Origin of the sequence: Achromobacter dolens, assembly GCF_902859745.1 — a bacterium.
GTDB classification, from domain to species: domain Bacteria; phylum Pseudomonadota; class Gammaproteobacteria; order Burkholderiales; family Burkholderiaceae_B; genus Achromobacter; species Achromobacter dolens.
This window is the reverse complement of the sequence record NZ_CADIJW010000016.1, coordinates 1-12,316: the sequence shown is the minus strand read 5'-3', so window position 1 is coordinate 12,316 and position 12,316 is coordinate 1. Positions and strand designations below refer to the sequence as shown.

12 protein-coding genes are annotated in these 12,316 nt (G+C 66.4%); all 12 read left to right on the top strand.

Annotation, left to right across the window (positions count from 1 at the left end):
• The first annotated feature begins 4 nt into the window (after nucleotides 1-4).
• Complete coding sequence (locus tag HV783_RS13870; protein WP_054501573.1) at nucleotides 5-805, top strand: ferredoxin--NADP reductase; 801 nt, start codon at nucleotides 5-7, stop codon at nucleotides 803-805.
• A gap of 234 nt (nucleotides 806-1,039) precedes the next feature.
• The gene (locus HV783_RS13865) at nucleotides 1,040-2,266 is read left to right on the top strand and encodes a polyhydroxyalkanoate depolymerase (protein ID WP_054501574.1); all 1,227 of its coding nucleotides are present in this window, start codon (nucleotides 1,040-1,042) and stop codon (nucleotides 2,264-2,266) included.
• Between the two features lie 62 nt (nucleotides 2,267-2,328).
• Nucleotides 2,329-2,976: an electron transport complex subunit RsxB gene (rsxB, locus tag HV783_RS13860; protein WP_175189334.1), complete on the top strand. Its 648-nt coding sequence runs from the start codon at nucleotides 2,329-2,331 to the stop codon at nucleotides 2,974-2,976.
• Nucleotides 2,973-3,608 carry an endonuclease III gene (gene nth / locus HV783_RS13855; RefSeq protein WP_175142161.1) on the top strand — a complete coding sequence of 212 codons (636 nt, stop codon included), beginning with the start codon at nucleotides 2,973-2,975 and terminating at the stop codon, nucleotides 3,606-3,608. Before rsxB ends, nth begins: the two co-directional genes overlap by 4 nt.
• 364 nt (nucleotides 3,609-3,972) lie before the next feature.
• Complete coding sequence (locus HV783_RS13850) at nucleotides 3,973-4,746, top strand: ABC transporter ATP-binding protein (protein ID WP_054501576.1); 774 nt, start codon at nucleotides 3,973-3,975, stop codon at nucleotides 4,744-4,746.
• Nucleotides 4,743-5,453: an ABC transporter ATP-binding protein gene (locus tag HV783_RS13845; RefSeq protein WP_054501577.1), complete on the top strand. Its 711-nt coding sequence runs from the start codon at nucleotides 4,743-4,745 to the stop codon at nucleotides 5,451-5,453. Before HV783_RS13850 ends, HV783_RS13845 begins: the two co-directional genes overlap by 4 nt.
• A gap of 61 nt (nucleotides 5,454-5,514) precedes the next feature.
• Nucleotides 5,515-6,729, top strand: coding sequence for an ABC transporter substrate-binding protein (locus tag HV783_RS13840; protein WP_006389257.1), 1,215 nt, complete (start codon nucleotides 5,515-5,517; stop codon nucleotides 6,727-6,729).
• A 98-nt stretch (nucleotides 6,730-6,827) separates the two neighbouring features.
• Nucleotides 6,828-7,715 (top strand): branched-chain amino acid ABC transporter permease, encoded by an 888-nt coding sequence (locus HV783_RS13835; protein WP_049072112.1) that lies wholly within the window; start codon nucleotides 6,828-6,830, stop codon nucleotides 7,713-7,715.
• Nucleotides 7,712-8,695, top strand: coding sequence for a branched-chain amino acid ABC transporter permease (locus HV783_RS13830; protein ID WP_049072110.1), 984 nt, complete (start codon nucleotides 7,712-7,714; stop codon nucleotides 8,693-8,695). The genes HV783_RS13835 and HV783_RS13830 overlap by 4 nt, the downstream gene beginning before the upstream one ends.
• A gap of 112 nt (nucleotides 8,696-8,807) precedes the next feature.
• Entirely contained in the window at nucleotides 8,808-9,818 is a 1,011-nt protein-coding gene (locus tag HV783_RS13825) for an ABC transporter substrate-binding protein (protein ID WP_175189333.1), read from the top strand.
• A gap of 74 nt (nucleotides 9,819-9,892) precedes the next feature.
• Nucleotides 9,893-10,738: a branched-chain amino acid aminotransferase gene (locus HV783_RS13820; RefSeq protein ID WP_049072102.1), complete on the top strand. Its 846-nt coding sequence runs from the start codon at nucleotides 9,893-9,895 to the stop codon at nucleotides 10,736-10,738.
• A gap of 80 nt (nucleotides 10,739-10,818) precedes the next feature.
• A partial coding sequence (locus HV783_RS13815; RefSeq protein WP_175189332.1) for a phosphocholine-specific phospholipase C occupies nucleotides 10,819-12,316 on the top strand: 1,498 nt, incomplete at its 3' end.

Genomic DNA, 12,316 nt, shown 5'->3' with positions numbered 1-12,316 from the left:
CCCGATGACCGACGATTCCAAATACACGCGCCAGACCGTTACCCACGTTCATACCTGGGTGCCCGACAAGCTGTTCTCGGTGCGCGTCACGCGCGACGACGCGTATGCCTTCCAGCCGGGCCAGTTCGCCCGGGTCGGTCTGCCTGGCGCCGAGGATCCCGCCGGCCCGCCCACCCTGTGGCGCGCCTACTCGATGGTGTCGGCCCCGCATCAGCCCTGGCTGGAGTTCTATTCCATCGTGGTGCCCGAGGGCCTGTTCAGCCCGCGCATGGCGCGGCTGCAGCCGGGCGATGCGCTCTATGTCGAAAAAGCGCCCTACGGTTTCCTGACGCTGGAGCGCTTCGCGCCCGGCGGCGACCTCTGGCTGCTGGCCTCCGGCACCGGCCTGTCGGCCTACCTGTCGATCCTGCGCGACCCGGCCGTCTGGCGCGCCTATCGCCGCATCGTCCTGGTGCACGGCGTGCGCACCGCGGCGGAGCTGGCCTACCGCGAGGAAATCGAAGGCTGGCGCAATGATCCGTCCCTGAGCGACCTGTTCGAGGCCGAACCGGACAAGCTGATCTATTTGCCCATCGCCACTCGCGAGGCCCTGCCCGGCATGCCGCAGGCGCGCCTGACCACCCTGATCGCCGATGGCGGACTGGAACGCCTGGCCGGCCTGCCGCTGGCCCCGGAGCAAGCCAAGATCATGCTTTGCGGCAACCCGGAGATGCTGGCCGACGCCCGCAAGTTGCTGGGCGAACGCGGTTTCAAGCCGGGCCGCCGCGGCGTTCCCGGCAACCTCGCGGTGGAAAACTACTGGTGATTCCCCGCCCCTGTCGGATCGGCCCCTGGCCCGTCCGGCCTAGGGCGAAAATCCCCCTTTTTATCCCGCCGGCGCCCCTTGATTTCGCCCTAAACTGGTGCGCAAGGGATGACGGGTCGCATTTTCGCAACACAAAATCCGGTTTTCAGGCGCTTTCGTCAGACAAATTGGAAATACCGTTACTCCCCGGCGCAATAATCGGGGCACACGCACGACCCAGAAGGACTTCCCCAAATGCTGTACCAATTGCACGAAATGCAGCGCGCCTTCCTGACTCCGTTCGCTGCATTCACGGATGCCGGTTCCCAGCTGTTCTCCAGCCCTTACAGCCCCCTCGCCTACACCCCGATCTCGCGCCAGATGGCCGCGGGATACGAGCTGATGACGCGCATCGGCAAGGAATACCAGAAGCCCGCCTGGAACCTGCCCGCCACGGAAATCAACGGCAAGTCGGTCCGGGTCACTGAATCGGTCGTGCTGGACAAGCCCTTCTGCCGCCTGGTGCACTTCCACCGCGACGTGCGGCAGGCGCCGCAGGGCGATCCCAAGGTGCTGCTGGTCGCGCCGCTGTCCGGCCACCACGCCACGCTGCTGCGCGACACCGTGCGCGCCCTGCTGCCTGGCCACGATGTCTACGTCACCGACTGGATCGACGCCCGCATGGTGCCGCTGTCGGCCGGCCCGTTCCACCTGAACGACTACGTGCGCTACGTGCAGGACTTCATCCGCCACCTGGGACCGGACGTGCACGTCATTTCGGTATGCCAGCCCACCGTGCCGGTGCTGGCCGCCGTGTCGCTGATGGCCTCGGCCAACGATCCCTGCCAGCCGCGCAGCATGGTCATGATGGGCGGCCCGATCGATCCGCGCCAGTCGCCCACGCAAGTGAACCGCCTGGCCACCACCAAGCCCTACTCGTGGTTCGAGAACCAGGTCATCCACCCCGTGCCGCCGCGCTATCCGGGTTCGGGCCGCAAGGTCTACCCCGGCTTCCTGCAGCATGCCGGCTTCATGGCGATGAATCCCGACCGCCACATGAAGTCGCACTACGACTTCTACCTGGACCTGCTGCGCGGCGACGACAGCGACGCCGAGGCGCATCGCCGCTTCTACGACGAGTACAACGCCGTGCTCGACATGCCGGCCGAGTTCTACCTGGACACCATCCGCATGGTGTTCCAGGAATTCGCGCTGCCGAACGGCACCTGGGAAGTCGACGGCCAATTGGTGCGCCCGGCCGACATCAAGAAAGTGGCGCTGTTCACCATCGAGGGCGAGCTGGACGACATCTCCGGCCAGGGGCAGACGCGCGCGGCCATCAAGCTGTGCAAGAACATTCCGGCCGACCGCAAGATGCACTACACCGCGCCCAACTGCGGCCACTACGGGATTTTCTCGGGCCGCCGCTGGCGCGAAATGATCTGTCCTAAAATCGCGGAATTCATCCGGCAATCGGCCTGAGGCCTTTCACCGTCCGTCCACGGGGGCCCTCGCGGGCCCCTTTGCTTTTTCCGTTGCCCGCCATGTCCTGTCGTTCACTCGCCGATCGCATCGACGCCCTGCTGCCTCAGACGCAATGCACCAAGTGCGGCTATGACGGCTGTCAGCCGTATGCCGAGGCCATCGCCGCGGGCGCCGCCCCGATCAACCGCTGCCCGCCGGGCGGCGACGAAGGCATCGCCGCGCTGGCGGCGCTGCTCGAAACCCCCGCCCTGCCGCTGGACCTGAGCCGCGGCGAACCCGGTCCGCTGCTGGTGGCGCGCATCGACGAGGCGCATTGCATCGGCTGTACGCTGTGCATCCAGGCCTGTCCGGTCGATGCCATCGTCGGCGCCAACAAGCACATGCATACCGTGCTGCCCGACTGGTGCACGGGTTGCGACCTGTGCGTGGCGCCGTGTCCGGTGGATTGCATCGAGATGGTGCCGGCCGGCCGCGCCTGGAGCGCCGCTGACGCGGCCGCCGGTCGCCAGCGCCACCGCCACCATCAGGCGCGCATGGCACGACTGGCCGCCGACAACGCCCGCCTGATGGCGCCCGAACCCACGGCGGCCGCCGCGCCCGCAGCCCCCGCCCCTGCCGCCGACGCGCAAACCGAAGACCGCAAGCGCGCCGCCATCGAATCCGCGCTGGCCCGTGCCCGTGCCCGCCGCAACGCCCCGCGCCCATGAACGCCGCCAAACGCCGAGAAATCTTTGCCCGCCTGCAAGCGGCCAACCCGAAGCCCACCACCGAACTCGAGTACGACACCCCCTTCCAACTGTTGATCGCGGTGCTGCTGTCGGCGCAGGCCACCGACAAGTCGGTGAACATCGCCACCCGCAAGTTCTTTCCGCAATACGGCACCCCCCAGGCCCTGGTGGCGCTGGGCGAGGAAGGCCTGTCCGATTACATCAAGACCATCGGCCTGTACCGCACCAAGGCCAAGAACGCCATCGCCACCTGCCGCATCCTGATCGAACAGCACGGCGGCGAAGTGCCGCAGACGCGCGAGGCGCTGGAGGCGCTGCCCGGCGTCGGCCGCAAGACCGCCAACGTGGTGCTGAACACGGCCTTCGGCCAGCCGACCATGGCGGTCGATACGCACATCTTCCGGGTTTCGAACCGCACCGGCCTGGCGCCGGGCAAGAATGTGCTGGAAGTCGAACTGAAGCTGGAGAAATTCGTGCCGCGCGAGTATCTGCAGGACGCGCATCACTGGCTGATCCTGCACGGCCGCTATGTATGCGTGGCACGCAAACCGAAATGCCCGCAATGCGGCATTTCCGATCTCTGCGAATACAAAGATAAAACCCCCGCTTGAGAGGCTCGCCGCCCCTTTCGCGAACCCGCCGGATATTCGTTCGCGCAGTTGCAAAACCGGGTTTTCCCCGAGGCGGCGTTCAATGACGGATTGATGACAATCAATACGGTTTTGCTGCAACGCATCGGGTCCCGGCATAGGGTTTCGCCCAGTGGCCATGCGAATTGTCCGCCATTTGACAATTCACCTTTCCGCACCGCAAAACCTATGACAAACCCTCATGGAATTTTGATTCGGAGGTGCGCATACTCGCCGGCAACTCTTATAGAAAACCGTGGTGTTTCCATGATTTTCAATACCCCGCGGGGGCTCAGCGCATGACGCCGGGCAGGGTCCATATAAATACAACGCCGGTGCAGCGGACATGGACGACACGATCCTGGAGACAAAAGGCCTCACCAAGGAATTCCGCGGTTTCGTCGCGGTCAATGGGGTCGATTTGCGTATCAAGCGAGGCGAGATTCATGCCTTGATCGGGCCGAACGGCGCGGGCAAGACGACATGCTTCAACCTGCTGACCAAGTTTCTCTCTCCCACTTCGGGAACCATCAAGTTCAACGGCATCGACATCACTGGTGAGCGTCCGGCGCAGATCGCGCGGCGCGGCGTGATCCGCTCGTTCCAGATTTCGGCGGTGTTTCCGCACCTGACCGTGCTGGAGAACGTGCGCATCGGCCTGCAGCGCAAGACCGGGCTGTCGTTCCACTTCTGGCAGAGCACCAAACGCCTGGCCGCCCTGGACGAACCGGCGCGCGCCCTGCTCGAACAGGTCGACCTGGGCGCCTTCGCCAACGAGACCACCGTGAACCTGCCATATGGCCGCAAGCGCGCGCTGGAGATCGCCACCACGCTGGCGATGGAACCCGAGCTGATGCTGCTGGACGAGCCCACGCAAGGCATGGGCCACGAGGACGTGGACCGCGTCACGCAACTGATCAAGCGCGTCAGCGCCGGCCGCACCATCCTGATGGTGGAGCACAACATGAACGTCGTGTCCTCGATTGCCAACACCATCACCGTGCTCGCGCGCGGCGCCGTGCTGGCCGAGGGCACCTACGCCGAAGTGTCCCGCCATCCCGCCGTGATGCAGGCCTACATGGGCACCACCGACGGCGAACTCCAAGGAGCGCACGCATGAGCACCCCGGCACTGGAAATCTCGGGCCTGCAGGCCTGGTACGGGGAATCGCATATCCTGCATGGCGTGGATATGCGCGTTGGGCAAGGCGAGGTCGTCACGCTGCTGGGCCGCAACGGCGCCGGCCGCACCACCACGCTGCGCGCCATCCTCGGCCTGACCGGCTCGCGCAAGGGCTCGGTGCGCATCCATGGCACCGAAGCCATCGACCTGCCGACCTACAAGATCGCCCACCTGGGCGTGGGCTACTGCCCCGAGGAACGCGGCATCTTCGCCAGCCTGTCGTGCGAAGAGAACCTGCTGCTGCCCCCCGTGGTGGGCTCGCTCGGCGGCGGCATGTCGCTGGCCGAGATCTACGACATGTTCCCCAACCTGCAGGAACGCCGGCATTCGCCCGGCACGCGACTGTCGGGCGGTGAACAACAGATGCTGGCGGTGGCGCGCATCCTGCGCACCGGCGCCAACCTGCTGCTGCTGGACGAGATCTCCGAAGGCCTGGCGCCCGTCATCGTGCAGGCGCTGGCCCGCATGATCACCGCCCTCAAGCAGCGCGGTTACACCATCGTCATGGTGGAACAGAATTTCCGCTTCGCCGCGCCGCTGGCCGATCGCTTCTACGTCATGGAGCATGGCCAGATCGTCGAGCATTTCGAAGCGTCCGAACTTTCAGAAAAACAGGACACGCTCAACGAATTGTTGGGCGTCTGAATAACCTGTCATCCGCCGGGTTCCCGGCATCCCATATACCAAAGGGAAGAGGAGTCATCCCATGAAGCTGCACACCATCACTGCTGCACTGGCCATGGCGGGCCTGGGATTCGCCGGGGCGACCGCCCAGGCACAAGGCATCTCCGACGATGTCATCCGCATCGGCTTCATCACCGACATGTCCGGCGTGTATTCCGACATCGACGGCAAGGCGGGCCTGGAAGCGGTCCGCATGGCGATCGAGGACTTCGGCGGCAACGTCAACGGCAAGAAGATCGAAGTGCTGTCGGCCGATCACCAGAACAAGGCCGACGTGGCGTCGGCCCGCGCGCGCGAATGGTTCGACCAGCAGAAGGTCGACGTCATCATCGCCGGCACCAACTCGGCCACCAGCCTGGCCATGGCGGCCGTGGCGGCTGAAAAGAAGAAGCCCTTCATCGCCATTGGCGCGGGCGCTTCCGACCTGACCAACGCCCAGTGCTCGCCGTACACCGTGCACTACGCCTACGACACCGTGGCGCTGGCGCGCGGCACCGGTTCGGCGGTGGTGAAGGATGGCGGCAAGAGCTGGTTCTTCCTGACCGCCGACTACGCCTTCGGCCACGCCCTCGAACGCGACACCATGGCCGTGGTCAAGGCCGCCGGCGGCGAGATCAAGGGCCAGGTGCGCGCTCCGCTGGGCGCCTCCGACTTCTCGTCGTTCCTGCTGCAGGCGCAGTCTTCCAAGGCGCAGATCCTGGGCATGGCCAACGCCGGTGGCGACACCATCAACACCATCAAGGCCGCCAATGAATTCGGCGTCACCAAGACCATGAAAATGGCCGGCCTGCTGGTGTTCATCAACGACGTCCACTCGCTCGGCCTGGAAGCCACCAAGGGCATGTACCTGACCGACGGCTGGTACTGGGATCAATCCGACGCCTCGCGCGCCTGGTCCAAGAAATTCGAAGCCAAGGTGGGCCGCAAGCCGTCGATGCTGCAGGCTGGCGACTATTCGTCGGTCACGTTCTACCTGAACGGCGTGAAGGCCACCGGCACCGACGATGCCGACACGCTCATGAAGTGGATGAAGTCGAACAAGATCAATGACTTCTTCACCCAGGGCGGCTACGTGCGCGAAGACGGCCGCATGATCCACGACATGTACCTGATGCAGGTGAAGACGCCGGCCGAATCCAAGGGCCCGTGGGACTACTACAAGGTCGTGGCCACGCTGCCCGGCGACGAGGTCTACACCAAGCTGTCCGAGTCGACCTGCAAGCTGGTCAAGAAGTAATTCCCGTCGATGCGATCCCTTGATGCGACCCGGCCCGCGCGGCCGGGTCGCATCCTGAATTTGCCCGCTTCCCTTCGTACGCGCAGGATTTTCACAAGATGACTGATATTTTCGGCATCCCCATACAGGCCTTGTTCGGCCAGTTGCTGCTGGGACTGGTCAACGGTTCGTTCTACGCCATGCTGTCGCTCGGCCTGGCGGTTATCTTCGGACTGCTGAACGTCATCAACTTCGCGCACGGCGCGCTTTACATGCTGGGCGCCTTCCTGGCCTGGATGGGGCTGTCGTACCTGGGGTTGAATTACTGGGTCATGCTGATCCTGGCGCCGCTGGTGGTCGGGTTGTTCGGCATCATCATCGAAAAGCTGTTGCTCAGGCACCTCTACAAGCTTGACCACCTGTACGGCCTGCTGCTGACCTTCGGCTTGACGCTGCTCATCGAGGGCCTGTTCCGCAGCTTCTACGGGGTGTCGGGCCAGCCCTATCCGACGCCCGACGCCCTGCGCGGCGCCACCAACCTGGGCTTCATGGTGCTGCCGAACTACCGCGGCTGGGTGGTGGCGGCATCGGTGGTGGTGTGCCTGGCGACCTGGTTCGTGATCGAGCGCACCCGCCTCGGCGCCCTGCTGCGCGCCGGCACCGAGAACCCGCGACTGGTGGAAGCCTTCGGCGTCAACGTGCCGCGCATGATCACGCTGACCTACGGCTTCGGCGTGGCGCTGGCGGGCTTTGCCGGCGTGCTGGCGGCGCCGGTGCTGCAGATCTCGCCGCTGATGGGGTCCAACCTCATCATCGTGGTGTTCGCGGTGGTCGTGATCGGCGGCATGGGGTCCATCATGGGCGCCATCGTCACCGGCCTGGGCCTGGGCGTGATCGAGGGCCTGACCAAGGTGTTCTGGCCCGAAGCGTCCAGCACGGTCGTCTTCATCATCATGGCCATTGTCCTGTTGCTCCGCCCGGCCGGGCTGTTCGGAAAAGAGAAATGAATCGTCAATTCCTGGGCTATGCGGTCCTGGCCGTCGTGGTGGCCATTCTTCCCTTCGTCGGGGTGTATCCGATCTTCGCCATGAAGATCATGTGCTACGCCCTGTTCGCCTGCGCCTTCAACCTGCTGCTGGGCTTCACCGGCCTGCTGTCGTTCGGCCACGCCGCCTTCCTGGGCAGCGCCGCCTACGCCACCGGCCACGCGCTCAAGGTGTGGGGCGTGCCGACCGAGATCGGGCTGCTGTTCGGCGTCGCGGTGGCCGCGCTGCTGGGCCTGGCGATGGGCGCGCTGGCGATCCGCCGCAGCGGCATCTACTTCGCCATGATCACGCTGGCGCTGGCGCAGATGGTGTTCTTCTTCTTCCTGCAGGCCAAGTTCACCGGCGGCGAAGACGGCCTGCAGAGCGTGCCGCGCGGCACGCTGCTGGGCATCATCGACCTGTCGAAAGACCTGAACCTGTACTACCTGGTGATGGGCGTGTTCATCATCGGCTACTTCATCATCTGGCGCACGGTGCATTCGCCGTTCGGCCAGGTGCTGCAGGCGCTGCGCGAGAACGAGCCGCGCGCGGTCTCGCTGGGCTACGACGTCGATCGCTTCAAGCTGCTGGCCTTCGTGCTGTCGGCCGCCATCGCCGGCCTGGCCGGCGCCACCAAGACGCTGGTGTTCGTGTCGGCCACGCTGTCCGACGCGACCTGGCAGATGTCGGGCCTGGTGATCCTGATGACGCTGATCGGCGGGCTCGGCACGCTGACCGGACCGATTCTCGGCGCCTTCATCGTGGTGCTGCTGGAGAACAAGGTGGGCGACTTCGGCCAGATGATGGCCAGCCTGACCGGCGTCGACTGGTTCCTGCGCCTGGGCGAGTCGGTCACCATCGTGATCGGCCTGATCTTCGTGATCTGCGTGCTGGCCTTCCGTCGCGGCATCGTCGGCGAGATCGGCGCGCTGATCGAGAAGCGGCGCGCCGCGCGCGCCTGATCCGCGCGGCCGCCGGCCGCATCGCCTGCCTGACCCTCGGGGCCGCTGAACGCGGCCCCGATTGCATGGGACCTTTACAATGACCGGCACGCAATCAGAAAGGTGCTCCATCATGCGCATGAAGCCTTTGCTCGCCGGCGCCCTGGCGCTGTCCGCCGCCCTGCAGGCGCCCGCCGCGGTCCACGCCGCCAAGCCGGTCTGCGAGGTCGACCGCCCGGTCCGTTTCAGCGGCCTGAACTGGGAATCCAACCTGGTGCTGGCCGGCATCGAGCGCTACGTGATGGAACACGGCTACGGCTGCAAGACCAGCGTCGAGATCGGCGAGACGCTGCCCATGCTGGCCGCCCTGCAGCGCGGCGACGTCGACGTCACGCCGGAGGTGTGGCCGGGGCAGATCGAGGTGGCCTGGAAGAAGGCGCTGGCCGGCGGCCGCGTGCAGGGCCTGGGGCATGTCTACGACGCCGGCGAAGGCTGGTACGTGCCCCGCTACACCGTGCAGCGCCATCCCGACTTGAAATCGGCGGCGGACCTGGCGCGCTTCAAGCAGGTCTTCGCCGACCCGGAAGACCCGGGCCGCGGCCGCATCTACGGCTGCCCCGCCGGCTGGGCCTGTGGCACGCTGAACGACAACCTGTTGCGCGCGCTCGGCCTGGACCGCGACTACAGCCTGTTCGCGCCCGGTTCCGGCGCGGCGCAGAAGGCCGCCATCCTGTCGGCCTACAAGCGCAAGCGCGACATCGTCTTCTACTACTGGACGCCCACCGCGCTGGTCGGCGCGCTAGACCTGGTCAAGCTGGAACTGCCGGCCTTCGACCAGACCGCGTATACCTGCCTGACCGATCCCAAATGCGCCAAGCCGGTGGCCACCGAGTTCAAGCCCAACCCCGTGGTGACGGGCGTGAACAGCGCATTTGCCAAGGAGGCGCCGCAGCTTGCCGCGTTCCTGGCCAAGCTCACCATTCCCAGCGACGCCATCGACGCCACGCTCGGTTGGCTCGAGAACGAAGGCAAGGAACCCGAGGAGGCCGCGCGCTACTTCCTCAAGCAGTACGGACCGGTCTGGCGGCAATGGATGCCGGCCGATGCGGCCGAACGGGTGCAGGCGGCGCTGGACAAGGAGTAAGCGGTCCGCGCCTCATGTATCCTGACGTTTCGGCGCCATTGTCGCGCCACCCGATACCCGCGAAGGAAACCACCATGGATGCCCTGTTCTGGCACAACGGTCACTGGACCCCTGAAAACCCCAAACTGCTCGGCCCCGCCGACCACGCCTTCTGGATGGCCAGCATGGTCTTCGATGGCGCGCGCGCGTTCCGCGGCCTGACGCCCGACCTGGACCTGCATTGCCAGCGCGTGGTGCGCTCGGCCGAAAAGATGCTGATGAAGCCGCAGATCACCTGGCAGGAAATCCAGGCGCTGTGCCTGCAGGCGGTGGCCAAGTTCCCCGAGGGCAGCGAGCTCTACATCAAGCCGATGTTCTTCTGCGCCGACGGCTTCCTGCTGCCCGACGCCGACAAGACCCAGTTCGTGCTGCACGTGTTCAAGGTGCCGATGCCGGGCGACCAGGGCTTTGCCGCCTGCTTCTCCAGCTTCGCGCGTTCCTGGCCCAACATGGCGCCGACCGACGCCAAGGCCTCGTGCCTGTACCCCAACGGCCAGCGCGCCATCCGCGAGGCGATGGACAAGGGCTTCGACAACGCCATCATGCTGGACGGCGCCGGCAATGTCGCCGAGTTCGCCTCCAGCAACCTGTGGATCGCCAAGGACGGCGTGGTCTCGACCCCGGTGGACAACGGCACCTTCCTGAACGGCATCACGCGCCGCCGCGTGCTGGCGTTGCTCAAGGCCGACGGCGTGGAAGTCCAGGAACGCAGCCTGACGCGCGCCGACATCGAAGCCGCCGACGAAGTGTTCTCGTCCGGCAACTACGGCAAGGTGGTGCACGTTAACCGCGTCGAAGACCGCAAGCTGGAATACGGCCCGCTGGCGCGCCGCGCCCACAAGCTGTACATGGACTACGCCGAAAGCACCCGCAAGCAGTAAGCGCCCCGCGGCGCCATGGAATGCGCCGTCCCGACCGGGGCGGCGCCGCGTGACAAGGATACCCTGCAAGGACACCCAGCATGCAATCCCGACGCGAGTTCCTGCGCGGCGGCGCCGCGATCGCCGGCGCCGGCAGCGCCCTGGCGCTGCTGCCCGCCTCCATCCGCCGCGCATTGGCGATTCCCGCCAACCGCCGCAAGGGCACGATTGAAGACGTCGAACACATCGTCATCTTCATGCAGGAGAACCGGTCGTTCGACCACTACTTCGGCGGCCTCGCCGGGGTGCGCGGCTTCGGCGACCGCTTTCCGATCCCGGTGCCCGCCAGCCCCGACTTCGAACGCCGCACGGTCTGGGCGCAGTACAACGGCCGCCCCGACGAGGGCGCGCCGCGCAGCGTACTGCCATTCCGGCTCGACACCGGCGCGGACTACGAGGCCATGCGCGTGGCCAGCACCCCGCACACCTGGTCCAACGCCCAGGACGCCTGGGACGCCGGCCGCATGGGCCAGTGGCCGGCCGCCAAAAAGAACCATTCGATGGCGTACTACACCGAGGCGGACATGCCGTTCCAGTACGCCATGGCGCGCGCCTTCACCGTGTGCGACGCCTATCACTGTTCGTTCACCGGCGGCACCAACACCAACCGCCTGTTCGTCTGGACCGGCACCAACGACGGCCTGGGCCGCGGCCACGGCCCGGCGCTGGGCAACACCTACAACAAGCTGGGCGGCGGCGACCCCGCCGGCGCCTACACCTGGACCACCTATCCCGAGCGGCTGGAACGCGCCGGCATCCGCTGGCGCATCTACCAGGACATGGCGGACAACTACTCGCTCAATCCGACCGCGGGCTTCAAGGCCTACCGCGACGCCTACCACGGCGTGCCGGGCTCGCTGGCCGCGCTCAAGGACAAGGCGTTGACCACGCGCAGCCTGGACCAACTGCGCCAGGACGTGCGGGATGGCACGCTGCCGCAGGTGTCGTGGATCTGCGCCACCAAAGCCGGCTCCGAGCATCCCAGCCCTTCCAGCCCTGCGCAGGGCGCGGACTACACGGCAAGGGTGCTGGACGCGCTGACCGCCAATCCCGAGGTCTGGAGCAAGACCGTCCTGTTGCTGATGTTCGACGAGAACGACGGCTTTTTCGACCACATGCCGCCGCCGGCGCCTCCCTCGCGCGGCCCTGACGGCCGGCTGGCGGGCGCGTCCACCGTGGACACCGCCGGCGAATACCACGAGATCGTCACCGGCGCCGAAAAGGACGATACGGCCGCCCACCTGCACGGCGTCTACGGCCTGGGGCCGCGCGTGCCGATGTACGTGCTGTCGCCCTGGACCAAGGGCGGCTGGGTCAACTCGGAAGTGTTCGACCACACCTCGGTGCTGCGCTTCGTCGAGCGCCGCTTCGGGGTCGCCGAACCCAACATCTCGCCGTGGCGCCGCGCCGTCTGCGGCGACCTGACGTCGATCTTCGATTTCGCCACGCCCGACGAGGCCGACCTGACCCGTGGCCTGCCGGCCACCGCCACGCGCGCGGCCCAGGCCGCCGCGCTGCCGGGCACCGTCACCCCGCCCG

Bases quoted from the DNA above. Each gene is read 5' to 3' on its own strand.
- HV783_RS13830 (WP_049072110.1), top strand. From the start codon at position 7,712: ATGAATCGTCAATTCCTGGGCTATGCGGTCCTGGCCGTCGTGGTGGCC.
- HV783_RS13865 (WP_054501574.1), top strand. From the start codon at position 1,040: ATGCTGTACCAATTGCACGAAATGCAGCGCGCCTTCCTGACTCCGTTC.
- HV783_RS13845 (WP_054501577.1), top strand. From the start codon at position 4,743: ATGAGCACCCCGGCACTGGAAATCTCGGGCCTGCAGGCCTGGTACGGG.
- HV783_RS13820 (WP_049072102.1), top strand. From the start codon at position 9,893: ATGGATGCCCTGTTCTGGCACAACGGTCACTGGACCCCTGAAAACCCC.
- nth (WP_175142161.1), top strand. From the start codon at position 2,973: ATGAACGCCGCCAAACGCCGAGAAATCTTTGCCCGCCTGCAAGCGGCC.
- HV783_RS13870 (WP_054501573.1), top strand. From the start codon at position 5: ATGACCGACGATTCCAAATACACGCGCCAGACCGTTACCCACGTTCAT.
- HV783_RS13840 (WP_006389257.1), top strand. From the start codon at position 5,515: ATGAAGCTGCACACCATCACTGCTGCACTGGCCATGGCGGGCCTGGGA.
- rsxB (WP_175189334.1), top strand. From the start codon at position 2,329: ATGTCCTGTCGTTCACTCGCCGATCGCATCGACGCCCTGCTGCCTCAG.
- HV783_RS13825 (WP_175189333.1), top strand. From the start codon at position 8,808: ATGCGCATGAAGCCTTTGCTCGCCGGCGCCCTGGCGCTGTCCGCCGCC.
- HV783_RS13835 (WP_049072112.1), top strand. From the start codon at position 6,828: ATGACTGATATTTTCGGCATCCCCATACAGGCCTTGTTCGGCCAGTTG.
- HV783_RS13850 (WP_054501576.1), top strand. From the start codon at position 3,973: ATGGACGACACGATCCTGGAGACAAAAGGCCTCACCAAGGAATTCCGC.